Annotated in this window: 28 protein-coding genes; all 28 read right to left on the reverse strand. The window is 35.8% G+C overall.

Annotated features, from left to right (window positions below):
• Positions 1–5 precede the first annotated feature (5 nt).
• The 28 genes from rseP to fliM all read right to left on the reverse strand — a co-directional run bounded on the left by rseP (position 6) and on the right by fliM (position 23761).
• Complete coding sequence (gene rseP / locus ACYQ3D_RS04125; protein WP_459836541.1) at positions 6–1079, reverse strand: RIP metalloprotease RseP; 1074 nt, start codon at positions 1077–1079, stop codon at positions 6–8.
• The gene (locus tag ACYQ3D_RS04130; RefSeq protein ID WP_459836694.1) at positions 1073–2233 is read right to left on the reverse strand and encodes a 1-deoxy-D-xylulose-5-phosphate reductoisomerase; all 1161 of its coding nucleotides are present in this window, start codon (positions 2231–2233) and stop codon (positions 1073–1075) included. Before ACYQ3D_RS04130 ends, rseP begins: the two co-directional genes overlap by 7 nt.
• A 50-nt stretch (positions 2234–2283) precedes the next feature.
• Positions 2284–3345 carry a sporulation integral membrane protein YtvI gene (gene ytvI / locus ACYQ3D_RS04135; protein ID WP_459836544.1) on the reverse strand — a complete coding sequence of 354 codons (1062 nt, stop codon included), beginning with the start codon at positions 3343–3345 and terminating at the stop codon, positions 2284–2286.
• Between the two features lie 14 nt (positions 3346–3359).
• Positions 3360–4151: a phosphatidate cytidylyltransferase gene (locus ACYQ3D_RS04140; RefSeq protein WP_459836547.1), complete on the reverse strand. Its 792-nt coding sequence runs from the start codon at positions 4149–4151 to the stop codon at positions 3360–3362.
• A gap of 8 nt (positions 4152–4159) precedes the next feature.
• Positions 4160–4948 carry an undecaprenyl pyrophosphate synthase gene (uppS, locus tag ACYQ3D_RS04145; RefSeq protein ID WP_459836549.1) on the reverse strand — a complete coding sequence of 263 codons (789 nt, stop codon included), beginning with the start codon at positions 4946–4948 and terminating at the stop codon, positions 4160–4162.
• Between the two features lie 113 nt (positions 4949–5061).
• Positions 5062–5619 carry a ribosome recycling factor gene (gene frr / locus ACYQ3D_RS04150; protein WP_459836696.1) on the reverse strand — a complete coding sequence of 186 codons (558 nt, stop codon included), beginning with the start codon at positions 5617–5619 and terminating at the stop codon, positions 5062–5064.
• A gap of 23 nt (positions 5620–5642) precedes the next feature.
• Entirely contained in the window at positions 5643–6356 is a 714-nt protein-coding gene (gene pyrH / locus ACYQ3D_RS04155) for a UMP kinase (protein WP_459836552.1), read from the reverse strand.
• A 73-nt stretch (positions 6357–6429) separates the two neighbouring features.
• Complete coding sequence (tsf, locus tag ACYQ3D_RS04160; protein ID WP_459836554.1) at positions 6430–7311, reverse strand: translation elongation factor Ts; 882 nt, start codon at positions 7309–7311, stop codon at positions 6430–6432.
• A 77-nt stretch (positions 7312–7388) separates the two neighbouring features.
• Entirely contained in the window at positions 7389–8117 is a 729-nt protein-coding gene (gene rpsB / locus ACYQ3D_RS04165) for a 30S ribosomal protein S2 (protein ID WP_459836556.1), read from the reverse strand.
• Between the two features lie 190 nt (positions 8118–8307).
• Positions 8308–8775: a hypothetical protein gene (locus ACYQ3D_RS04170; protein WP_459836559.1), complete on the reverse strand. Its 468-nt coding sequence runs from the start codon at positions 8773–8775 to the stop codon at positions 8308–8310.
• Positions 8775–9257, reverse strand: coding sequence for a hypothetical protein (locus tag ACYQ3D_RS04175; protein WP_459836561.1), 483 nt, complete (start codon positions 9255–9257; stop codon positions 8775–8777). The genes ACYQ3D_RS04170 and ACYQ3D_RS04175 overlap by 1 nt, the downstream gene beginning before the upstream one ends.
• Before the next feature lie 71 nt (positions 9258–9328).
• The gene (locus tag ACYQ3D_RS04180) at positions 9329–9622 is read right to left on the reverse strand and encodes a hypothetical protein (protein WP_459836563.1); all 294 of its coding nucleotides are present in this window, start codon (positions 9620–9622) and stop codon (positions 9329–9331) included.
• A 19-nt stretch (positions 9623–9641) separates the two neighbouring features.
• The gene (locus tag ACYQ3D_RS04185; RefSeq protein WP_459836566.1) at positions 9642–11447 is read right to left on the reverse strand and encodes a flagellar assembly protein A; all 1806 of its coding nucleotides are present in this window, start codon (positions 11445–11447) and stop codon (positions 9642–9644) included.
• A gap of 11 nt (positions 11448–11458) precedes the next feature.
• Complete coding sequence (locus ACYQ3D_RS04190) at positions 11459–12235, reverse strand: FliA/WhiG family RNA polymerase sigma factor (protein WP_459836568.1); 777 nt, start codon at positions 12233–12235, stop codon at positions 11459–11461.
• A gap of 19 nt (positions 12236–12254) precedes the next feature.
• Positions 12255–12650, reverse strand: coding sequence for a hypothetical protein (locus ACYQ3D_RS04195; RefSeq protein WP_459836570.1), 396 nt, complete (start codon positions 12648–12650; stop codon positions 12255–12257).
• Between the two features lie 85 nt (positions 12651–12735).
• Complete coding sequence (locus tag ACYQ3D_RS04200) at positions 12736–12927, reverse strand: hypothetical protein (protein WP_459836572.1); 192 nt, start codon at positions 12925–12927, stop codon at positions 12736–12738.
• 60 nt (positions 12928–12987) lie between these two features.
• Positions 12988–13086 carry a hypothetical protein gene (locus tag ACYQ3D_RS04205; protein WP_459836574.1) on the reverse strand — a complete coding sequence of 33 codons (99 nt, stop codon included), beginning with the start codon at positions 13084–13086 and terminating at the stop codon, positions 12988–12990.
• 113 nt (positions 13087–13199) lie between these two features.
• Positions 13200–13946 carry a flagellar brake protein gene (locus ACYQ3D_RS04210; RefSeq protein ID WP_459836577.1) on the reverse strand — a complete coding sequence of 249 codons (747 nt, stop codon included), beginning with the start codon at positions 13944–13946 and terminating at the stop codon, positions 13200–13202.
• Between the two features lie 17 nt (positions 13947–13963).
• On the reverse strand, positions 13964–14836 hold the full coding sequence (locus ACYQ3D_RS04215; protein ID WP_459836579.1) for a MinD/ParA family protein: 873 nt from the start codon (positions 14834–14836) through the stop codon (positions 13964–13966).
• Positions 14836–15909 carry a flagellar biosynthesis protein FlhF gene (locus tag ACYQ3D_RS04220; RefSeq protein ID WP_459836580.1) on the reverse strand — a complete coding sequence of 358 codons (1074 nt, stop codon included), beginning with the start codon at positions 15907–15909 and terminating at the stop codon, positions 14836–14838. Before ACYQ3D_RS04220 ends, ACYQ3D_RS04215 begins: the two co-directional genes overlap by 1 nt.
• Positions 15909–17909, reverse strand: a complete 2001-nt coding sequence (flhA, locus tag ACYQ3D_RS04225) for a flagellar biosynthesis protein FlhA (RefSeq protein ID WP_459836698.1) — start codon at positions 17907–17909, stop codon at positions 15909–15911. Before flhA ends, ACYQ3D_RS04220 begins: the two co-directional genes overlap by 1 nt.
• Before the next feature lie 459 nt (positions 17910–18368).
• Entirely contained in the window at positions 18369–19424 is a 1056-nt protein-coding gene (gene flhB, locus ACYQ3D_RS04230) for a flagellar biosynthesis protein FlhB (protein WP_459836581.1), read from the reverse strand.
• Positions 19425–19428: 4 nt separating this feature from the next.
• Positions 19429–20214: a flagellar biosynthetic protein FliR gene (fliR, locus tag ACYQ3D_RS04235; RefSeq protein ID WP_459836582.1), complete on the reverse strand. Its 786-nt coding sequence runs from the start codon at positions 20212–20214 to the stop codon at positions 19429–19431.
• 14 nt (positions 20215–20228) lie between these two features.
• Positions 20229–20498, reverse strand: coding sequence for a flagellar biosynthesis protein FliQ (gene fliQ / locus ACYQ3D_RS04240; protein ID WP_459836583.1), 270 nt, complete (start codon positions 20496–20498; stop codon positions 20229–20231).
• Positions 20499–20514: 16 nt separating this feature from the next.
• On the reverse strand, positions 20515–21276 hold the full coding sequence (gene fliP / locus ACYQ3D_RS04245; RefSeq protein ID WP_459836584.1) for a flagellar type III secretion system pore protein FliP: 762 nt from the start codon (positions 21274–21276) through the stop codon (positions 20515–20517).
• The gene (locus tag ACYQ3D_RS04250; protein WP_459836585.1) at positions 21273–21593 is read right to left on the reverse strand and encodes a flagellar biosynthetic protein FliO; all 321 of its coding nucleotides are present in this window, start codon (positions 21591–21593) and stop codon (positions 21273–21275) included. Before ACYQ3D_RS04250 ends, fliP begins: the two co-directional genes overlap by 4 nt.
• A 19-nt stretch (positions 21594–21612) precedes the next feature.
• Positions 21613–22758 carry a flagellar motor switch phosphatase FliY gene (gene fliY, locus ACYQ3D_RS04255; RefSeq protein WP_459836586.1) on the reverse strand — a complete coding sequence of 382 codons (1146 nt, stop codon included), beginning with the start codon at positions 22756–22758 and terminating at the stop codon, positions 21613–21615.
• A complete protein-coding gene (gene fliM / locus ACYQ3D_RS04260; protein ID WP_459836587.1) occupies positions 22751–23761 on the reverse strand; it encodes a flagellar motor switch protein FliM in 1011 nt (336 codons plus the stop codon). The genes fliY and fliM overlap by 8 nt, the downstream gene beginning before the upstream one ends.
• Positions 23762–23772 lie beyond the last annotated feature (11 nt).

Below are 23772 nucleotides of genomic sequence, written 5' to 3' on the forward strand. Positions count from 1 at the left end.
TCTAATTAGATTATAGATGTAACATCTTTAATTACAATCAGTATAAACAAGGCTATTAAAATCATAAATCCAACTAAATGGACTAGTCCTTCTTTTTCCGAATCAATTGGTTCTCCGCGAATAACTTCAACACCTAAAAAGACCAATCTTCCTCCATCAAGAGCGGGAAAAGGTAATAGATTCATAACCCCTAAATTCACACTAATAATAGCTGATAAATTTAGTAAACGCAATAAACCAGATTCAGTAGCTTGCCCTACCATCTGGGCTATTTTAACTGGCCCTGATACTTGAGCTGCCATCTGACCAGTAATCATCTTATACAAAGCAGCTATCAATCCATAAATTACTAAACCAGCTTGCCTAATCCCTAACCAGACTGCTTTAACTAAACTAACAGACTCTCTTTGTAAAATAGGAACAATCCCAATCAACCCTACATCTCGTTCCTGGTCCAAGCGAGGGGTTACTTCTAAATTAAAAACTTCTTGCTCACGCTGTACCTTTAGAATTATCTCCTTCTCAGGGTGGTTATTAATTCTTGTAGCTAACTGAGTCCAATTTTCCACCTGGTGGCCATTAACTGCTAAAATTTCATCTCCTTCTTGTAAACCAGCCTGTTGGGCTGGTTGATCAGGTATTACCCGACCGATTACTGTACTAGAAGAAGTATCCACTGGTTGCCCAAAAATAGTAAAGATCGACATAAATAGTATTGCCGCTAACAAAAAATTCATTACAGGACCCATACTGATAACTGCTATTCGTTCTCCTACTGATTTTTGGAATAAACACTTACCTTTATCTAAAGCTTCCTGGTATAATCTAACTTCTTCTGGGTCACTATCTTCCTCATCAACAGGCATTTCTCCAGTCATTTTACAAAAACCGCCAAGTGGGAAAATACGGATTGAATATAATGTTTCCCCTACTTCCTTACCTGCTAATAGAGGACCCATCCCAATTGCAAATTCTTCTACCTGGACTCCTACATACTTAGCTACTAAAAAATGACCTAATTCATGAATAAAAACTAATACACCTAAGACAACTATAAAGGAAATAATAGTCGTTAACAAATTACTTCCACCTCTCTTTGTGCCTCTTTTCTAGCCCAAGTATCTGCCTGTAATATTTCTTCTAACGAAGGTTCGGTTATCACTTCGTGATTAGACATCACTTGCTTAATTAATTTAGGTATCTCAACAAATTTCAACCTTTCTTGCAAGAACAGATTAACAGCTACTTCATTAGCAGCATTTAATACAGCAGGCATCGTACCTCCTGTTTTCCCAGCCTGATAGGCATACTGTAAGCAAGGAAATACATCTTTTCGAGGAGCTTCAAAAGTTAACTCTCCTACTTGGGCCAACTGCAAACTCTCTAGATCATTTTGCTCTCTAGTAGGATAAGTTAAAACATGTTGAATAGGCACCTTCATATCAGGTAAACCTAACTCCGCTAACGTAGAATGATCCTCTAACTCAACTAAAGAATGGATAATACTTTGGGGATGAACTACCACATCTATTGTAGCAAAGTCGAGATCAAATAACCACTTAGCCTCAATAACCTCTAATCCTTTATTCATCAACGTAGCAGAATCAATAGTAATCTTGCCCCCCATATCCCAGTTAGGATGATCTAGGGCATCAGCAATTGTTACTTCCTCTAATTCTTCTGCTGTTGCTTCTCTAAAAGGACCACCAGAAGCTGTCAAAATGACCCGGTTAATATCCTCTTTATCTTCACCTTGTAGAGCTTGAAAAACAGCATTATGTTCACTATCAATTGGCAATAAATTGACATTATTTGCTTTAGCTTCCTCAGTCACAATCGAACCAGCTGTTACTAGTGTTTCTTTATTAGCTAATCCAATATCTATACCTGCTCTAATAGCTGCTAAAGTAGGTTTGACACCTATAGCTCCTACTACAGAGTTAACTACTAAATCCAACCCTTCTAAAGTAGCAACTTCAATTAATCCTTCTAGTCCTGTCAAAACTGTAGTAGAAGTTCCAGCTAATTTATTATGTAATTCATCGACTCGTTGTTGATTCATTAGGACAGCATATTCTACAGCAAATTCCTTAGCTTGCTGGGCCAACAAATCCACACTATTGTTGGCAGTAACTGCCATTACTGATATATCTTCTTCTAATTCTCTAATCACCTCTAGAGTTTGACTACCAATCGAGCCTGTAGAACCTAAAATAGAAATTTGTTTCATAATATCTGTCGTTTATCCAACGACATACCTCCTCTCTCTTAATTATACGCTAGTTAATCACTAATAATTAGTGAAATAAATCCTGTACTAAATATTGCCTTAAGCACAATTAATAAAGCAGGACCAATAAAAAAGCCAGTTGTGCCAAATAATTGGATCCCTAAATAAATAGAAACTAAGGTAGCTAAAGGATGAATCCCAATACTCTCTCCTACTATCTTAGCTTCAGCTACTTGGCGTATAATAGTAACAATTCCATATAACAATAATAATCCTAGACTAAACTTAGTATGCCCAATTATTAAATTATAACCCAACCAAGGAAAATAAATCATCCCCGGGCCAATAATCGGGATTAAGTCCAAAATACCAATACTTAATCCAGCTACTAAAGCATAATTACTCTGTAAAATAACTAATCCTATAATTGATAATACAGTAGTTATCGAAATCAAGATTAATTGGGCCCTAATAAAACCTACAGCTGCATTAATAATTTCTACTTGAACTTGAATCAATTTTTTCTGCCAAGACTCAGGAAAAGGCGCTAAACAAGTCTCTGTAATTAACTCTTTATCCCGACTGATAAAGAAAGTAGCAATTAAACTGATTAATAAAATGGTTATTAACTTAGGTAGTTGTTTGACTGTATTTAATAAAGACGTAATTCCCGATTGGATCACATTCTTAATTCGATCATAAATTGCTTGCAGATTATTATTAATTGATTCTTTGATTGAAGCAGAAACTTCCCATTCTTCAATCAACCGACTAAATTCCTTATTTTGCTCGACTAGCCAATTAACTCTATTACCTATAGACTGATAGTCAGGTAGATTATTAACCAAATTATCTAATTCTATAAATAATCTAGAAATAGAAATAGCTAATAAAAGACCAATTATAATAATTATAATCGCTAGTATAATAGCTACTGCAATCCCCCGAGAAAACCGGGCTTCCTGTTGTAAAAAATCAACTACTGGTTCAATAAAGCTAGCTAAGATAATAGCTATAATAAAAGGCAATAAATAAGCCACAGCATACTTTAAAAAAACGATACTAGCTAGCACTAACCCTAGTATCCCTAAGACTAACTTATACGTCTGCTTCATAATCTCCTCCTCACCTAAAGAACAAAAACTTGTAAATAATAATAAACAATTGGTAAGGCAAATAATAGACTATCAATTCTATCTAACAGACCACCATGACCAGGAATCAAGTCCCCCGAATCCTTAATCTGGGCATCTCTTTTAAAGGCTGATGCAGCTAAATCTCCTAACTGAGCTACTACAGCTATTAAGATCCCTAATATAACCGCTTCTAAATACCCTAAATTAAAATACAAACTAAATATTAAAGTACCTAGTACACTACCTAAGATGCCTCCTAGAGCTCCTTCTATTGTCTTATTCGGACTGATCTGAGGAGCTAAAGCATGTTGGCCCCAATTTAACCCAGTAAAGTAAGCTCCTGTATCTGTCAACCAAGTAGCCACAATAGGTAACCAGACAAGCAAAGCACCTGCTTCTAAATTATATAATAGACTAAGATGACTAAATAAACCAGCAATATATAATACTCCAAAATAGGTTGTTGCTGTAGCTAAAATTACTGATTGATCTAATTTAACTAGTATCTGCTTTAATAAAATAATTATTAATCCTAAAACCAATAGAGTAAACAAATTAGCTAAACCGAGATCAAGATAACAAATTATACTTAGCAAGCCACCTAACAAGATTCCTAAACCTCTACTAGGAGTTACTCCTTTATTAGCTACTAACTTATAATATTCCTGTAATCCTAAAGTTACTATTACTAAATTCAATCCTAGAACAGCCCAACCACCTATTTTAAAAATAAGTATTAATAAGGGAATCCCAATCAATCCACTTAATATCCGCTCAGTTAACATTTTATCACCTACTCTTCTTGAAGTCCACCGAAACGTCGCTCACGTCTTTGGTATTCTTGAATAGCTTTAACTAACTCTTCTTGATTAAACTCTGGCCAGTATACATCAGTAAAATATAATTCAGTATAAGCTAATTGCCAGATTAAAAAGTTACTAATTCGTTGCTCTCCTCCTGGTCGAATCAATAAATCAGGATCAGGTTGATTGGCTGTCTGTAGCCTACTTGCCAGTTGTTCTTCAGTTATTGCTTCTACTTCTAGGTTATCACGCTCGATATCATTTATTAGACTTGTAGTTGCAGCTACTATCTCCGCTCTACCACCATAATCTAGAGCTACATTGAGAATTAATCCATCATTATCAGCAGTCATCTCAACTAATTTTTCGGCAGTAGCAAGTACAGAATCAGGTAACCGATCCTTACGTCCAATAATATTCACTTTAATATTCTCTTCCTGAAAAGTAGCCAATTCTTGAGCAAATGTCTCTTCAAATAACTCCATTAGAAAATCAACCTCTTCTTGGGGCCGTTTCCAATTCTCAGTGGAGAAAGCATAAGTAGTAATATAGTTGATTCCTAAATCATAGGCTACCTCTACAATTTCCTTTAAATTATCAACCCCAGCTTTATGCCCCATACTACGAGGATAACCTTTATCTTGGGCCCAGCGGCCATTACCATCCATAATAATTGCTATATGCTCCGGGATTAAACCATCAGTCACTACAGAAGTATCCACTGTAGTCTGCTCTCTACTGCTCAATAAGTCCAGCAACCAGTTTATTAATTGCCCCATCATCTGCCCCCTTACAATAAATCATTTACAACTTATCCAGTAAATAAAACATAACCCCCTCACACAGAGGGGGGGACTATTAAACCAATCAGTTAGCAGCAACTAAATTATAATTAAACATTCCTAATTGATGATTTCTTATTATCTAATAAATCATCAATTTCAGCTATATACTCATCAGTTATTTCTTGGATAGTCTCCAAGCCCCGATGATAATTATCTTCCGAGATATCTCCTGCTTCTTCTAATTCCTCTAACTGATCATTAGCTTCTCTTCTAACCTCTCTAATAAGAATCCGACCCTCTTCTGCTTTTTCATCAGCTAACTTAGCCAATTCTTCTCTTCTTTCTTCTGTTAGCTGAGGAATATTAATTCTAATTATATCTCCATCAGTATTAGGAGTTAGACCTAAATCAGACTTTAAGATTGCCTTTTCAATTGCTTCTAAGACATTGCTATCATAAGGATTAATAACTAATTGGCGAGCTTCAGGAGCAGAAATCTGAGCCATCTGATTAAGTGGCGTCCACTGTCCATAATATTCTGCTTTGATATCCTCTACTAAAGATGGTCTTGCTCTACCAGTTCTTACTTTAACAAACTCCTGTTTAGTATCATCTAGTGCTTCTTCCATTTTAGTCCGCGCTTTATTAATCACACTCTTCATAATTTTATTAGCCCCCTTATTTTAATCTATTTAACAAAAGTCCCTACTTCTTGACCTAACACAGCCTTCTTAATATTATCAGATTTTGATAATCCAAAGACAACTAAAGGAATATTATTATCCATACATAAGGAAACTGCTGTAGAGTCCATAACTCCTAAACCACGATTTAAGACATCAATATAGTCTAGAGTATTGTACTTGACTGCATCTGGATTCTGTTCTGGGTCAGAATCATAAATACCATCTACATCCTTAGCCATTAAAATAGCATCAGCATCAATCTCAGCTGCTCGTAGGGAAGCAGTAGTATCTGTCGAGAAGAATGGATTCCCTGTGCCAGCAGCAAAAATAACGACTCGCCCCTTTTCTAAGTGACGAATAGCTCTACGTCTGATATAAGGCTCTGCAACCTCCCGCATAGCAATAGCTGTCTGGACTCTAGTAGCTAAATCCAATTTTTCTAAAGAGTCCTGTAAAGCTAAAGAATTCATTACTGTAGCTAACATCCCCATATAATCGGCTGTAGCCCGATCCATACCTTGAGCACTACCAGCTACACCCCTGAAAATATTGCCCCCACCAACTACAATAGCTATATCTACTCCTGTAGTTAATGCTTCTTTAATCTCTTGGGCAATAGATTCAATAAATTGAGGGTCAATACCATATTCTTGATCACCACTTAATGCAGATCCGCTGATCTTGATAATCACTCTTGAATATTCTGTTTCTGCCATCAACTCAACCCCCAGTTCTCTGTAGTAATTTAAAAAAAGAGAACACAGCTGTGTTCTCTTTTAGGCCCTATTTCTACTTGTTAACCTCACTCATTACTTCTTCAGCAAAGTCCTCTTCTTCTGCTTCAATTCCTTCTCCTACTTCATATCTAACAAATTCTTTAACTGTAGCACCAGCTTCTGCTAATAAGTCACCAACTGTCTGATCAGTATCTCTAATATACTCTTGTTCTACCAAACAGTTTTGCTCATAGAATTTGTCTAATCTTCCTTTAACTATTTGTTCTACAATATGTTCTGGTTTTCCTTCATTTTCTGCTTCTTCTTGTAGTAACTTCTTTTCCTTTTCTACATCAGCTGTAGGAACATCATCTCGAGATAAATAATCTGGATTAGCAGCAGCAATATGCATAGCTATATTATGGGCCAATTCTTCGTCTCCACCTTCAAGTAAAGCTAATACTCCAATATTGCCCCCCATATGAATATATGTGCTAAAGATAGCAGCATCATCTTTCTCTATAATCTCAAACCGACGTAAGGAAATATTCTCTCCAATCTGAGTAATAGCTTCAGTTAAATATTTCTCAACAGTCTTATCCGCACCTGCTAGCGTCTGCTCTAATGCTTGATCAACATCAGCAGGCTCCTCACTCAATAGATGATTAACAATCTCCTCTACAACTTCTTGAAACTTATCATTTTTAGCAGCAAAATCTGTTTCTGAATTAACTTCAGCAATTACTGCTTTATTTCCTTGTGCTTTAACAGAAGCTAACCCTTCAGTAGCAGCTCGGCCAGCTTTCTTTTCCGCAGAAGCAATTCCTTCTGTTCTTAAATAATCAACTGCTTCTTCTAAATCTCCATCCTTTTCCTGTAATGCTTCCTTACAATCCAACATTCCAGCACCTGTTCTTTCTCTTAGTTCTTTAATATCTGCTGTAGAAATTGCCATAATCAAACCTCCTTATGTAGTTAAAAGGACGCTTCATAAGGACGGGGCTCCCCTCCTTATTCCGCGCCCTTTAATTATTATTCTTCAGTTTCAGCTTCTTCCTCGGATTCTACTTGTTCTCTAGCACCTTGTTTTCCTTCTAGTACAGCGTCAGCCATCAAACCAGTTAATAACTTTACTGCTCGAATAGCATCATCATTACCAGGAATTACATAATCAATAATATCTGGATCACAATTAGTATCCACAATAGAGATGATTGGAATACCTAATTTATTAGCTTCTGAAACAGCAATCTCCTCACGACGAGGGTCAGCTATGAAAACAGCATCAGGTAAACCATCCATATGCCGGATTCCACCTAAGAATCGCTCTAATTTATCCTTTTCTCTTTCTAACTCAATTACTTCTTTGTTAGGTAATACGCCAAACAATCCATCTTCTTCCATCTGTTCAATCTCTTCTAAACGTTCAATTCGTTGACTAATAGTTTGATAATTAGTCAACATACCTCCTAACCAACGTTCACTAACATACGGCATACCGCATCTTGTAGCTTCTTCTTCAATAGTCTGCTTAGCTTGCTTTTTAGTTCCTATAAAGAGGATTTCTTGTCCTTCACTTGCTAAATCTCTAACATAATCATAAGCTTTACCAGTTAGTTCAACTGTCTGTTCTAGATCTACTATGTAGATCCCATTTCGCTCAGTAAAGATATAATCCTCCATCTTAGGATTCCAACGTCTAGTCCGATGTCCAAAATGAACTCCCGTCTCCAATAATTCCTTCATAGTAACTACTGACATATTAGTGCACCTCCTGATGGTTTTAAACCTCCATCCTCTTCAACCTTTGGTAAGACCCGTTGTAGGGCACCTTTACCACAGTCCAAGGATGTGCGTGCTAATTCGATTTTTACACACCGTTATGTAGTATACCACAGCGTAATAATAATATCAACAGTAATTACTATTTTTTTGGACAACCCTAGAGAACCTAATTAGCTGTCAAAGTTAATAGCACTTCAAACGGTGAAACTGAAGGGGAAAAATGATATTCTCCAGCCATTATCCTATCTTCTATATCAAATTTAGCAAGTAATTTAATAAATACTCTCTCCTCGGCTACTAATCCTTGCTCCACTAATAAACGAGCTACTTGATTGCCTCGCATCCCCTCAGCTATAGTAATGCTAATCTGTTCTTGACTAGTCTGGTCATTAACAGCTGGAGCCCTAAGATAATCTAAATCTACCTTCTGCTCTAGAGAAACCTCCGAACTATAATCTGTCCCAGGGAATGTCATCCCTAACTTTTTAGCTTCCTTAATTATAGTTTGGCTCTTATACTGTTGATTATTAGTAACTTGGTTACTAGAACTATTATCTACAACATCAACTCTTAACATAACTAGCGAAATAACCAATAAACTAATTCCAATTCCTAATAGTAGGTGCCGTAGCATCACTCTTCCCTCCGTGAATTAAGCTTCCAGATCAACTTCACTTCTCTATTGCCCATATCCAATTCATGAGCTGCTTCAGCTAAACTAAATCCTTGATCCACTACTTCTTTGATTTTTTGATACTCTTCGGATTCAGTTTCTCGCTCTTTTTTCAATTCACTGGATTGATTAGATGATAAGTTACTAAAACGACTTTCTAATCTATCCAATTTACTATCTAATTTAGTTACTTCTTGCTCTAAATCAGATAGTAAATCAACTATTTCAGTCAATTCCTGTGTTTTGGTTTCAGTTTGTAAAACTTGTTGGAAGTTTTGGTCCTCTACCTCTAGATTAGTTTCCAATTCTGTTTTTACTTCTCTGATTTCTGATAACAATTCTGATTCAATATAATATTGATCATCATCTTGGTCAACTCTATAAGTTAAATATAAGGAAATAAATATTAGTATAATTCCTGTCCCCATTAAAACATATTCCATAATACCAACTCCATTCTCTATAATAGAGATTACATTAGCCAGTGAAGATGATCTGCTAAAACTCTATTAAACTAAACTTTAACATCTATATATGCCCCCTGCGATTGATTAGTAGCAGACTGATCACTACTTGTCTCTATTTTAGATTGCTGCTGGTCGCTCTCTTCTTTTTCTTCATCAGTAATCTTATTTGCTTCTGTTTTAGAGGTCTGATTAACCTTTTGTTGTCTTTTAGCTCTCTTCTTTTTTAGTTCTTGGGCTGTCTGTTCAGCTTGTAGATCTGGTTGATCCTTGGCTAACTGCTGTTGTTTACTAACCTCTAGAGAACGCGGGACAAAAGTTTTAGGATTGATAGAATTGGTCATCACAAGTCCCCCTTTAGGCTTAAGAATAAGATGTAGACTTAATTTGTTCCTCTTCTACATAGTACTGCACGTGGGTATTGTCTTGATCCAACTTATGACTCACTTGACCAATAGTAATTCTGACCCCAGGGTTAATCGTCCCTTGGACTTTAATTCTAGCCTGGTCACTCTTTTCTAACCGAGTAGCTGCCTGCTCCTTATCAGCTTTCAAATCTTCTATCTCCTGCGAAAGAGAAAACCGCTGTCTAATCAATTGATCCAATAATTGTTCTTTTTTATCAGACAATCCATCATTTTTTTCTTTTTTCTTCTTTAATAAACTAATATTTTTTAATACTTTATCTAATTTGTCCTGCTTAGCTGTAAACTTTTCTTCTAATTGATTATATTCATCTCTTAATCGAGGCGTAACACCAACTGCTACTTCTGTAGGAGTAGCTAGATTAGAACCTATTCTTTTAGCACTGATTTCAATCCCCGCTCTTACTTCTCCTCCTACAATCAATCCTTTACCTGTCTCCACAATCACTTTTTCTCCTGCATCAATCTTACTATGCATAATTGCTTCTTTAACTTCTAAATCACTATCAGTGCTAACTTGACCATTTTCCACAAATTTAACTTTAATATCTCCTGTTGCCTGTAACGAACCTTCATTTCTAGCAATGAAGCCCTTCTTAACTATAATTTGGCCTCCTGCTTCTACTTGGGCATTATAGACACAACCATTAACTTGCACATTACCTTCAGCTTGTACTGACATGCCATCCTCAATATCACCATTAACTACTACACTACCATTAAAGTCAATATTACCTGTTGAGAGATCAACATTGCCATTTATTTCATGAATCTTAGCTACACTGATGGTCTGTTTATCATACACTACCTGGCCTTCCATATCTGCTCTTAAAAGAGAACCATCTTGACTAACTGTTACATTCTCCCCTACTGGCAGTTCAGCTTCCTCAACTGGTTCCGGCTGAATCTCTTCCCCAGTCACTGCAGTTCCGGGAGTGCCCTCTTTAGGTGGGATCTTCTCAGCTAAAGGATCACCAAATTCAACATTTATAATCCGGTTTAAATTATAAAAATCAGCTGTGCCATCCTCTTTCAAATTAACTTTTCTATCCTGGCGATTGGTATTAAATTCCAGATCAATCTTACCTTGCTCACCAGAGGTAGGTTCTTCTCCTTGAGCAATTAAAAAGGATTCTAACTCTTGGTCTACCACAAATTCTTCTTGTAATTTTTCCTCCTGTAAACCATAAACTACTCCTGCTTCTTTAACTTGCTCTATAATCTCAGAGACACTATATTTTTTACCACCTAACGGAGGAATATAGTCTAAATAAGCCTGTAATTGGTCATCACTAATCTCTATATTCACTTCTGCATCACGATCTAATTCAGGCTTTCTATCAGCAATCTTTACTTCTTCTCCATCAACACTAGTTAAAGCTTCAGTCAATTTCTCGTAATCTACATCTACTATCTCTTTAGCAGTTATTACCTCTTCTACCTCGCTTAACTTAACCTCTCGGCCGGCACCTTGGGGGTGAAAGACTTTAATATAAACCCCATCTGGTCTAAAAGAAAGATTAAAATCACCATCGACATCACTTGCTTCTCGTAATTTGATTGTAGCTTGATAAACTCTAATAACACCTAATAAGCCCCATAATTTCTTTTCCTCTGTTAATAATTCCAGAGAAATATCATCTGTTGCAAATTCTAAATCAGTACTTTCTTGTAGTTGCTGATAAGCCTTAGTTAAAGCCTCTTCTCTATTCTCCGCCTCTAATTCGATTTGTTGAGTAAACAATCTACCCCTCCTTACCCCACTAGTACTTCCTTTTGATGACTTAAATAACCTCTTAATCTAAAAATAGCCTTAGTGTGTAATTGGGAAATTCTAGCTGCAGTCAAATCCATTACTTCTCCAATCTCCTGGAGAGTCAAATCATCATGATAATAAAGACTAACTACTAATTTTTCTTTATCAGGTAATTTCTCAATTGCTTGCCCTAAAATTTTTTTCATCTGTCTATAGTCATATACATAATCCGGTTCCTGCTCACTAGATGATCTAATTAAATCCTTAATCTTAAGTTGATCCCCATCTTGTTGAGCAATGGTTTTCTCTAACGAAACATTTTCGGGGATATTGATCTGGGATAATAAATCATTATACTCTACTTGACTTAAATTCAATTCTTCTCTTAATTCTTGATCTGTAGGAGAGTAACCTAACTTATTCTCTAACTCCATTAATTTCCGAGAAAATTCTTTTGCCTTGCGCCGAATACTAGTAGGTACCCAATCTGATTCTCGTAATTGATCATAAATACTACCTTTGACTCGTGGTACAGCATAAGTAGAGAACTTGATACCTCGACCTGGATCAAAGCGTTGCATAGCATCAATCAATCCTAGCACTCCATAATTAACTAGATCCTCAAAACTAAATTTATCAGGAATAGCAATCATTATCCTGCTAACTATATGTTTAACTAAAGGGATATATCTCATAATCAACTCTTCTTTAGCAGCTTGAGAATTCTGTTCTTGATATTGGTTCCACAATTCTTCTTCCGCCAAATTCTCAACCATTATCTAAACTGCCCCCTTACTATTCTTGATCCTCTAAATTACTAACCAAATCTGCCATCTCTTCTGGATTATCTTCAGCAAAATTAACTATATTTTCTTCCTCTTGATCCACTTCAGCAAAATCAAGTTCTTCTATTTCTTCTGCTGTATCCTCTTGCGAAAGCTCCTTAGCTTCAGATTCATCTGCGCTTTCAATAGTAGGTTCTTGCTTAGCAGATTCACTTTTAATTTTGTCCAGCTGATAAGAAATCAGCTGACCAATTATGCCCCCTAAGAGACTAAATATAACTCCACTTAATAATGTACGCTTTAAAATAACAACTGCTCCTAATTTATTAGCTATACCAGTTAAAGAAATTATAACTATAGCAATCAAGAAAAATAAAAGGGCCAACCTCTTAGTTAACCATCTCACCAACAACACTCCTTTAATTTAGTTTACAGTTTATAATTGATAGTTGATAATTAAAATTATAAACTGTAAATTGAAACATTAAGTACTACAACACAATATTCTCTTCTTTAACTGTCTTAATAATTGCTTCTCCATTACTAGTATAAAACTCCATCGTTCTACCATAAGCCTGGCCTACATCAGAACCTAATAGAGAAATATTATATTTACTTAACTCCTGTTTAACTGCTTCTATATTTCTAGCTCCTCCAGCCATTTTAACTCTAAACTTGTCCAAAATCAACTTATCTACCAGTCAATAATGTCTCTGGACCATCAACAATATCTGGCACTTCAGCTACAGGTAAAACATCCACTTGGGGAAAATCATCTCTATTTTACTATCCAGCATAAAGGAAAGAGAAGTAGCTACATTACCTGCTCCAATGCTAGCCACTTCTTTAAGAGCATCTAATTGTAATGGCTTAAATTAGATAATCTATCATCAAATTCCATATCTAACACCTCTTATCTTCTAATTCTAGAAACTCTCCCCTAACTCCTTTGTCTTTAAATTAATCCTTTCTGTCTTAGTTCTCGTTGTTTAGCAAATAACCATTTAGTTAATTCATCCCGCTTTCTCCGCCGGCAATTAATGAATTTAACTCCTAGCTCATACCTACGTTCTACATCTTTATCACGTTCACTCTGGCGGACTACCTGGGCCAAAATCCGATCAAAAGAAGTATCAATAAATTCCATTTCTAGTTCGATAATTGATTCCTTAGCTACTTGTTCATCAGTTAATAACTTAGCCCCTCCTGCACTAATATCCTGTAGGAAAGCTTCATTACTAAAGTTAATTTCTTCCTGCTGACCAGTGGTCTCCCTAGTTGTAAGATCAGTCAGAAATTCTTCTATCTCTGGTTGATTGCTTACTATTATTCTGTAGTTAGTGGATTCATAAACCTCTAATCTAAAGAATTCTCTCTGTTGGACTTTAGTCACCTGATCGCGTAATTTAACTCTTAGCAGTTGAGTAGCATCAATCTCACGACCAATAACTCGCACAGGGATTATATAGATCCCTCCTGTTTCTCTTAACTTAATATTAACTCGATTATTAATAGCTACAGGAATCGGATCTCCTTGACTAAAAGGTGTATTAATCACAAAGGTCTGATTATCAATTATATCAGTTACTTGAGTCGGATACTCCCCATCGTAGCTCCCAGATAACATCTCAAATCCTACCTGTTGATTGATATCTAATCTAGCAGTCAACTTAAAATTACTTACTACTCTTCCTTCCCGCATAATTTCCCTCCTTCTCACTACTTAAAACCAAACATACTAGAAAAGAAATCTTTGATTCCAGTTGTTTTTTCTGGCTCTTTATGCAGCAACTTCCTAGCTATCTGCTTTATCCTGCGAGTAACTTGTGAATTAGGAAACTCCACTACAAAAGGAGATTTCTGCTTCACTGCCTTAACTACTGCTTTATCTGCTGGTAAATCACCTACAAACTCAATATCTAACTCCAAAAAATCCTGAGCAGTAGTTACCAATCTATTACCAATTCTGTCTCCTTCAGAGGTATTTTCCACCTGGTTAACTACCAATTTAATATTAGCTTCTGCATCGTGGCTATTAATCACCTTAATTACACCATAAGCATCAGTTACAGAAGTTGGTTCCGGAGTAGTAACCATAATCACTTGGTCAGCAGCTAAAACAAAATTAAGTACATTATTAGCCAACCCAGCTCCTGTATCAATTAATATAATATCATATCTGCCAGCTACCTCCTGCCAATAGTTAATTAAGTTATCAATTTGATACTTAGATAAGTTAGCTAAATCCTCAACTCCTGAACCACCAGGAATCAAAGGCAAACCTTGAGGACCGGAAACAATAATTTCTTCTAGACTCTTAGTACCAGAAATCACATGATTCAAATTATAGTGAGGAGTGACTCCTAAAATAACATCTAAATTAGCCAACCCTAAATCAGCATCAAAGACTAGTACCCGTTGATCTTCTGCCTGTAAAGCTAATGCTAAATTAGCTACAAAATTGGACTTACCTACACCACCTTTACCACTAGTAATAGCGTAGATCAAAGCTGAATCATCACCTGGTTCGCTAGTCTGCTCTTGACTTTCTTGATCTTTAACTAAATTTCTTAGTTTTTCTGCTTGGTCCATCATAGACTTAACTCCTCTAAAATATCAGCTGTTAATTTTTCAGTAGTAGGTAGAGTGATATCCTCTGGCACATCCTGACCTATAGTAATATAGGAAATAGGCTGTTGGAGACGTAAGGCAGCTTCATAGACAGTTCCTAAAGAATTAGTTTCATCAATTTTAGTCATGATTAACTTATTGACTCGTAATCTACTATAGACATCAATAATTTCTTCTAGATCATTATTTTTAGTAGTAACACTTAATACTAAACATACTTCATCAACTTGCTCTTGATTAATAAATCCCTTTAGTTCTGAGATATGAAGTTCATTATTCTGGCTTCGACCAGCAGTATCAACCAAAACTAGGTCATAACCTTGAAACTTTTCAATAGCAGTAGTTAATTCTTGGGGAGTAAATACTACTTCTAATGGTAGGTCAATAATCTCACTATATGTCTTTAGCTGGTCTACAGCAGCAATTCGATAAGTATCAGCAGTGATTAAACCTACTTGTTTATTCTCCAATAAAGAAAACTTGGCAGCTAATTTAGCTAACGTAGTAGTCTTACCTACTCCTGTAGGCCCTACTAAAGCTACTACTTTAGTTTCATCCGTAGTTAATTCAAGTGGTTCAATCTGACCAATAGTTTCTTCTAACTCCTGAGCCAAGATTTCTTTTATCTGCTCGGTATCATCAATATCCCCTTGCGAATCACGGACTACTTTAGTAGCCAACTTTTGGGCTTGACTGTAACCAAATCCTAGCTCCAATAAAGCTTCAACTACCTGTTGCACAACTTGATTACCTGCTATAGCAGAGATAGATTGTTGCTTATTCTTTTTTAATTCTCCAGCTAAATTATCCATCATATCTTTCATCTGGGCTATCTCGCCTTTTAATTCCTGGTCAGTTTCTTGGTTAGGTTCTACAGTAGCTACTACTTCGACCATTTTTTGCGCAAAAAAACCAAAAAAACCGCCTTTTTTAAACTTTCTACTATGGAGTATAATTGCATTATCTCCTAAATCAGTTTTAACCTTCATCATAACTGATTGCATATCTTCAGCCCGATACTTCTTTACTTTCATTATATTCTCACCGTCCCTATATTTTGCACATTAACATCTGGCTCTAACTCATTAAAGGATAATACAGTTAAATCAGGAGTAACTTCTACAGTCAATTCCTTAAAATGGAACCTGACAATAGGAGATGTTAAAACTACTGGATCATAGCCCTGACTAGAGACATGCTCTATTACTTCAGATAGATTATTATAGATCTCTTGAGCTGTATTAGGATCTAAAGCAATATAAGATCCTTGTTCAGTCTGCTCAATAGAATTAGAAATGGTCTCTTCTACCTGCGCATCCAGGGTTATAACCGCTAGATTACCTTCATCATCTTGATACTTTTCCGAAATCTGGCGGGATAAAGCATCCTGGCGCACATACTCAGTTAAAATGTCAGTATCCTGTGTATTAGATGCTTGATCAGCTAACACCTCTAAAATAGAGACTAAATCACGAATGGAAACTCGTTCCTGTAATAAATTTTGGAGTACCTTTTGAATCTGACCAATAGATAATAAATCAGGCACCAATTCATCAACTACTGCCGGGTGATCCTGTTCTACATTATCTAACAATTCTTTAACTTCTTGTCTACCTAATAATTCATAAGCATGGTCTTTAACTAATTCAGTCAGGTGAGTAGCCATCACTGATGGAGGATCAACTACTGTATAACCAGCCATTTCTGCTCTTTCTTTTTCCTCTTCGTTAATCCATAAAGCTGGTAGATCAAAAGCAGGTTCTCTTGCTTCTAGACCATCAATCTCCTGCGTGGCCATCCCAGAATCCATAGCCAAATATTTATCAGGATGGACTTCATAACTAGCAATCTCAATCCCGCGTAAGTTAACTTGATAATAATTAGGTTCTAGTTGCATATTATCCCTAATTCTAATTGGAGGAATAATCATTCCTAACTCTAAAGCACACTGGCGTCTAATCATTGATACCCGATCTAATAGATCGCCTCCCTGTTCAGGGACAACTAACGGAATTAAATTATAACCGACTTCTACTTCCATAGGATCAACCTGTAGTAATTCACTAAGATTTTCTTCTTCTTTGTACTCTTCTGCTTCTGCTTCCTCTTCTACTATTTCTTCTTCTGTCATCTCCGCTTCCTGTTGCGTATCATAAAGTGCATATCCTAGCCCTGCAAATAGTAACCCCAATCCTGCAAAAGGTACTACTGGCAAAGGAGTTAAAACCCCTAACAAAAATATAACTCCTGCTACTAACCACAAAGCTTTAGGTTGATTAAAAATCTGTTTGGTAAATTCAAAACCTAAACTTTCTTCTGAAGCAGCTCTAGTAACTATAATACCAGTTGCAGTAGAAATCAATAACGCAGGAATTTGACTGACAAGACCATCGCCTACTGTCAACAGAGTATAGGTCTGTACAGCTTCTGTAACTGGCATTCCTAGTTGAATAACTCCAATCACTAAACCGCCAATTACATTAATCAAAGTAATCACAATCCCAGCAATAGCATCACCTTTAACAAATTTACTGGCACCATCCATAGCACCATAAAAATCTGCTTCCTGTCTAATCTTTTCCCGCTTCTCTCTAGCTTCTGCCTCAGTAATTAAACCAGAATTTAAATCAGCATCAATACTCATTTGCTTACCAGGCATAGCATCCAGAGTAAATCGAGCCGAAACTTCTGCTACTCGTTCAGCACCTTTGGTAATTACAATAAACTGAATAGCCACTAAGATAACAAAAATAACAAAACCTACAATATAATTACCACCTACTACAAAATTACCAAATGCCTCAATAACCTGACCAGCATCAGCTTGTCCTAAAATCAATCTAGTAGTAGATACATTTAAACCTAATCTAAATAAAGTAGCTATCAAAAGCAAAGACGGAAAGACTGATAACTCTAATGGATCTTCTAAGTACATAGCTACTAATAAAATAGTTAATCCTAAGCTAATATTTAAAGTTAATAAAACATCCAATAAGATCGTAGGTAAGGGAATAATAAACATTACCACAATCATAATTACTGCTGAAGCGAAAATAAGATCATTATACTGACTTAAATTTTCAATTAATCCCTGTGATGAAGATGAAGCCACATAAATCCCTCCTTTCTCTTCAGTTTATAATTTACAGTGTACAGTTAAAATCGAATTCAAACCCTTTATAATTCTTTTACCTTGTTGAATAATTAAATTATTAAGCAATCTTATTTTTGATTGGTAAAATTTATGGATATATTGTGTCACTTTCGTGCCACAGCTATCAGCTATGTGCAAATGGTTTTTATTACGGAAGGTCTATTTTCTAGACCTGTAAGATAAGTCGTGAGCCAAATCAAATTCAAAACCATAGATCTGCTCAAATCCCTTAAAACATATTAATCTTAAGGGGTTAGATTTTGAATTTAAAGGTTTTGAATTGGCTGACAGCACACAGCACACGACTGACGACTGTGTCACCATAGGTGACACAATATATCAATCATCCTGATTTAACCGGTAAACATAAGCCAAAATTTCTGCTACTGCTTTATATAATTCCGCTGGGATTTCATCCCCTATATCAACCATGCTATATAAACTTCTAGCTAATGGTTTTTCTTCTACAATTTCTATCTCGTGTTCCTTAGCTACTTGTTTTATCTTATGGGCTAATTCATCTTGGCCCATAGCTACCACTACTGGTGCCTCCATTTCTTCTCTATCAAACTCAAGAGCTACAGCAATATGAGTCGGATTAGTAACTACTACATCAGCATCAGATACATCCTGCATCATCCGACTCTGAGCCATTTCCTGTTGTTTTTCGTCTCGTTTGGATTTTACCTCTGGATTACCTTCGGTTTGTTTCTTTTCCTCTTCCACTTCCTTTTTACTCATTTTTAACTGTTGTTCATGCTCCCAGCGTTGATAAAAGAGATCAGCAATCCCTAATACAATAAAAGCAGCACTGATCTTCATTGCTAAAGCAAAGATTATTCCAGCCAAGACTGTTAAAGCATCTTTAATTTTCCCATTCATCAGTGTTGCTAAGACAGGAACTGCATTTTTGATAGTTGTATAAACAAGGTAGCCAGTCAAGCCAATCTTAAATATAGACTTAATTAGCTCAACAAAAGTTTTTTTAGATATTATTTGTTTAGCCCCTTCAATCGGATTTAAATCACTAAAACTAGGTACTAAGATTTTAGTAGTAAATAAAAAGCCAATCTGTAAATAGTTAATCAAGACCCCCACTATTGCTATAGTAACCATTAAGGGAGCTACAATCTGTAAAACAATTAATATAACTTCCATAAGCAAGGTATGAAAGTTATTAATTGTTAATTTCATTGTAAAGTAATTGATAAATATTTTATCAAAAAAATTCAGTAACTGATTCATCATTTGAGCTATTAAAAAATAAAGTAACACAAAACTAAATAACAGAGTAAAAGCACTACTTATCTCAGTACTCTGGGCTACTTGGCCTTCCTCTCTGGCTTCTTCTCTCCGTTTGGGGGTTGGATCTTCTGTTTTTTCTTCATCAGGCATCTTATTAGCCCCCTCTAGCCCCTAACAATTGTAATAGATTATATAAATCCTGAAAACTATCAGCAAAAATCTCTGTTAAAAAATCAATATAATTAGGTAGTATAATAAATAACATAATCATTCCTATAAATAATTTAACTGGTAAACCAACAACAAAAATATTCATTTGGGGAACAGTTCTTGCTACTAATCCAAAAGCTATATCAACCACAAATAAAGTTCCTACAATCGGCAAAGAAACTTTAAATGCTAAGGGAAATAAATCTCCAATTATTCTTAACAAACGCTTAGTAAAAGCAACTGAAGAAGAAACCTCACCTAATTTTACCAACTCAAAACTCTTAGCCAACAATTTTAACAGGCGATGATGACCATTAATCTGCAAAAAAATAAGAGTAGCCAATATATTTTTAAATTGTCCAATCAAAGGTACCTGACTACCATGTTGAGGATCCATTACATTAGCTAAAGCAAAGCCCATCCGCCGATCAATAAATTCACCAGCCAACTGAACAACTGTAAAAGCTAGTAATAAAATAAAACCAATTATTAATCCCAGACTTAATTCTGTAACCAACTGAAAAACCATATTATATAAGTTAGGAATACTTCCTTCTTTATCTGCTATAGTCGACATCAAAACAACAGAAAAAATGACAATCAAACCAATTTTAAGCTGACGGGGGATTGCATTACTACCTAGAATAGGTGTTAAAACAAACACCCCTACAAGTCTGCTAACAATTAAACTAAAATAATAAATCTGGACTACCAACTGCTGTTCAATCATTTAATTAACTCCTGTCAACTAATGTAATTAGGGATATTAGTAAATAACTCCGTGATGAAACCAGTCAACACATTCAACATCCAGGGGCCAAAAATAAAAAGAGCTATAATGACTGCCAAGATTTTAGGAATAAAAGTTAAAGTCTGCTCTTGGATTTGAGTTGCTGCCTGAAAGATACTAATTGTCAATCCGGCTAACATCCCCAAACCTAACATAGGAGCAGTTACCTTAATCACAGTCAATAGGCTCTTACGACCTATTTCAAGTACCAATAATTTATTCACTACTCTTCACTCCTTACTAAAAGGTCTCCACTAACGATTTAATGACTAAATACCACCCATCAACTAATACAAATAATAATATCTTAAAGGGTAAAGAAATCATCACTGGTGGTAACATCATCATCCCCATTGACATTAAAGTACTAGCTACAATCATATCAATCACTATAAAGGGCAGATAAATCATAAACCCAATCTGAAAAGCCGTCTTTAATTCACTGATCACAAAGGCAGGAATTAAAATATGAATTGCTAAGTCTTGGTGATTATTAGGTTGTTCAACTGGGGATAAGTTAACAAATAAAGCTATGTCCTTCTCTCGAGTCTGTTCAAACATAAACTCACGCAGTGGTTGTACAGCCTGCTCTAGAGCAGTACTTTGCTCTATTTCCTCTGCTAAATAGGGCTGTAAAGCATTCTCGTTAATATCCTGACCTATCGGAGCCATAATAAAAATCGTTAAAAAGATAGCTAAACCAACCATTACTTGACTAGGAGGCATTTTTCTAGTTCCAATTGCTCTTTTAAGTATAGATAGCACAATAACTATCCTAGTAAAAGAAGTCAAGAGAATCAAAATAGCTGGAGCTACAGTTAAAACAGTTAATAAAAATAAAATCTGTAAAGATACAGCTAAATCCTGAGGTTGGGATCCTCCCGCACCAATTTCCAAATTAATATTAGGAATTTCCAATTGAGGAGCTGCTAAAGCGCTCCCTTGCGCTACCAACAAAATAACTATAATTAGTACTCCAATCAACTGATTGCTTCTAGTCATTCTTCTTCATCCTTACCTTTCTGGAACAAGTTCACAAGTTGGTTGTCCCCCTTATCCTGTAGCTCTGCCTGATCTATCTCCAATTGTTGAATAAATTCCAGATTATCCTGAGTTGATTTAACTAACCAGATTTTATCTACTATCTGCAGTAGATAAATTACGTGGTTAGCTGTTAAATGACACCTATCTAAAATTTGAATTTGTTGAGCTTGATTATTAAACCGATACTTCCTGACAAATTTCATTACCAGATAAAATAAACTTAAGACGCTTCCTAATACAGCAATTACTTTAATCAATTGTAGGGTATAATTCATAATATCCGCCTTACTAAATTTATAATTTCTTTAAGCGCTCTTGTGAACTAATAATATCTGTTACTCTAAAGCCAAAGTTCTCATCAATCACAACAACCTCTCCTTGCGCAATTAACTTTCCATTAACTAGTAAGTCAACTGGTTCACCAGCTAATCTATCTAGTTCAATTACTGAACCAGATCCTAAATCTAAAATTTCTTTAATAGGCATTTCTGCCTTACCTAATCTAACTGTTAAATCTAAATCAACATCATAGATCATACTAATATCATGCTGGTCATCAGTAACCTGCCCATTATTTAAATCATCAAACTCCACATTCTGAACTTCTACATTAGGCTGGGGTTGCTGATTTTGTTGCTGCAGACTTGGTTGCTGTCTTGGTTGACTCTGGGACTGTTGAGAAACAGACTGTTGCTGTTGAGATTGACTGAATTCTTCTGGCTGCTGCTGATCAATATCCTGCTCCTCTTCAGTTACTTGTTGATTAAGATTCATCAATCCCTGAGCTAATTGTTCAGCAAAATCAATACTCATCACCTGCACAATTTGACTATCGATTAAATCCCCAATATGCATATCAAATATAACTTGAACTACTCCATCCTCTGGTTCAATGCTCTCAAAATCAAAAGTTTCTTTCTTTACCTCTAACAATTCTACTTCTGGAGGAGAAATATTAATCTTATCTCCAGCAAAGAAATCAGACATCGAAGTAGAAGCCGAGCCCATCATCTGATTCATAGCTTCTCCCACAGCACTCATATGCATCTCTGATAATTCACTAGGCGGTTCTGTTCCATCCCCTCCCATCATTAAATCAGTAATAATAGCTGCATCTTCAGTTTCTAAGATCATCTGGTTGCTACCTTCTAGACCTTCTACATACTGGACGTCAACTACTACACAAGGTCGAGCGTAGCTATCAATTAAACTCTGTAAGGTACTAACTTCTACTTCTGGAGCAGTGATTTCTACCTTTTTATCTAGTAGGCCATATAAAGCTGTAGCAGCTGACCCCATTGATATATTTGCTACTTCGCCTAAAGCATCTCTAACTAAATCCGAGATTAACTCAGAATCCTCTTGTTCATTACTATCAGCTTTCTCTTCTTCATTTAATAAAGCATTAATTTCATCTTGCGATAAAACCTCATCATTCATTACTTTCTCCCTCCCACTCCTCTTCAGAAATAGCAGATATAATTTCTACTGCCAGTTTATTATCTAATTTTCCTGGCTCTCCTTTAAACTTAGCTCGCTGATCTATACTAATTGTTAAATCATCATCTGATTTAGTATCTAACCGTAAAACATCTCCTTCTTGCAATTTCAATAATTCACCAACTTTAATATTAGTTTTACCTAATTCAACTTCAATCGGCAACTTAGCTCGACCTAAACCTTGCTTTAACTTTTGCTTTCCTTCTTCATCGATCTCATCTCTAGTAGCTGAAAACCAATACTGGGCACTCAACTTAGATACAATAGGCTCTAACACAATATAAGGAATACAAATATTAATTAGTCCTCCTGTATCGCCAATATATGTATTAAAAGTAGCTAAAATCACCATATCATTACCAGGTACTATCTGAGTAAACTGAGGATTTGATTCTAGTTCCTTCAACCTAGGCCGTAAATCAGCTACATTCTCCCAAGCTTCAGCAAAGTTTTCCAAAAACATCTTAGTTATCTTTTTCAGTACTACTTCTTCAATATCAGTAAACTCTCTAACTTCATTCTCACTGGAGCTAACTCCGCCCCCAAAGGTACGCTCAACAATACTAAAGGCAACTTTAGGATTCATCTCAATAATAAACTCACCATGAAAAGGATTAAAATCACACGTAGCCATCACTGTAGGTTGTGGTAAGGAACGGATAAATTCATCATAGGACAACTGTTCAATAGAAGCAACCTCAATTTTACCCATTGTTCTTAACTTAGTTGAGATAGCAGTACTGACTAAGCGACCAAAACCTTCGTAAATCATACGTAGTGTTCTTAGTTGATCTTTAGATAATTTATTAGGATGTTTGAAATCATAGACTTCGACTTGTTGTTCTTCTTCCTCTTTTAGATCATCTGCTTCTACTTCCCCAGAAGACATGGCATCTAACAGAGAATCTATTTCATCTTGACTTAATACTCGATCTGAAGACATACCGCTCCCCC

The organism is Halanaerobaculum tunisiense, assembly GCF_054657635.1.

Bases quoted from the DNA above. Each gene is read 5' to 3' on its own strand.
- fliP (WP_459836584.1), bottom strand. From the start codon at position 21,276: ATGACTAGAAGCAATCAGTTGATTGGAGTACTAATTATAGTTATTTTG.
- ACYQ3D_RS04210 (WP_459836577.1), bottom strand. From the start codon at position 13,946: ATGCGGGAAGGAAGAGTAGTAAGTAATTTTAAGTTGACTGCTAGATTA.
- uppS (WP_459836549.1), bottom strand. From the start codon at position 4,948: ATGGGGCAATTAATAAACTGGTTGCTGGACTTATTGAGCAGTAGAGAG.
- fliR (WP_459836582.1), bottom strand. From the start codon at position 20,214: ATGATTGAACAGCAGTTGGTAGTCCAGATTTATTATTTTAGTTTAATT.
- fliY (WP_459836586.1), bottom strand. From the start codon at position 22,758: ATGAATGATGAGGTTTTATCGCAAGATGAAATTAATGCTTTATTAAAT.
- ACYQ3D_RS04170 (WP_459836559.1), bottom strand. From the start codon at position 8,775: ATGCTACGGCACCTACTATTAGGAATTGGAATTAGTTTATTGGTTATT.
- fliM (WP_459836587.1), bottom strand. From the start codon at position 23,761: ATGTCTTCAGATCGAGTATTAAGTCAAGATGAAATAGATTCTCTGTTA.
- ACYQ3D_RS04190 (WP_459836568.1), bottom strand. From the start codon at position 12,235: ATGGTTGAGAATTTGGCGGAAGAAGAATTGTGGAACCAATATCAAGAA.
- tsf (WP_459836554.1), bottom strand. From the start codon at position 7,311: ATGGCAATTTCTACAGCAGATATTAAAGAACTAAGAGAAAGAACAGGT.
- flhA (WP_459836698.1), bottom strand. From the start codon at position 17,909: ATGATTGTGGTAATGTTTATTATTCCCTTACCTACGATCTTATTGGAT.
- ACYQ3D_RS04180 (WP_459836563.1), bottom strand. From the start codon at position 9,622: ATGACCAATTCTATCAATCCTAAAACTTTTGTCCCGCGTTCTCTAGAG.
- ytvI (WP_459836544.1), bottom strand. From the start codon at position 3,345: ATGAAGCAGACGTATAAGTTAGTCTTAGGGATACTAGGGTTAGTGCTA.
- ACYQ3D_RS04250 (WP_459836585.1), bottom strand. From the start codon at position 21,593: ATGAATTATACCCTACAATTGATTAAAGTAATTGCTGTATTAGGAAGC.
- ACYQ3D_RS04215 (WP_459836579.1), bottom strand. From the start codon at position 14,836: ATGGACCAAGCAGAAAAACTAAGAAATTTAGTTAAAGATCAAGAAAGT.
- ACYQ3D_RS04175 (WP_459836561.1), bottom strand. From the start codon at position 9,257: ATGGAATATGTTTTAATGGGGACAGGAATTATACTAATATTTATTTCC.
- rpsB (WP_459836556.1), bottom strand. From the start codon at position 8,117: ATGTCAGTAGTTACTATGAAGGAATTATTGGAGACGGGAGTTCATTTT.
- pyrH (WP_459836552.1), bottom strand. From the start codon at position 6,356: ATGGCAGAAACAGAATATTCAAGAGTGATTATCAAGATCAGCGGATCT.
- ACYQ3D_RS04220 (WP_459836580.1), bottom strand. From the start codon at position 15,909: ATGAAAGTAAAGAAGTATCGGGCTGAAGATATGCAATCAGTTATGATG.
- flhB (WP_459836581.1), bottom strand. From the start codon at position 19,424: ATGCCTGATGAAGAAAAAACAGAAGATCCAACCCCCAAACGGAGAGAA.
- ACYQ3D_RS04140 (WP_459836547.1), bottom strand. From the start codon at position 4,151: ATGTTAACTGAGCGGATATTAAGTGGATTGATTGGGATTCCCTTATTA.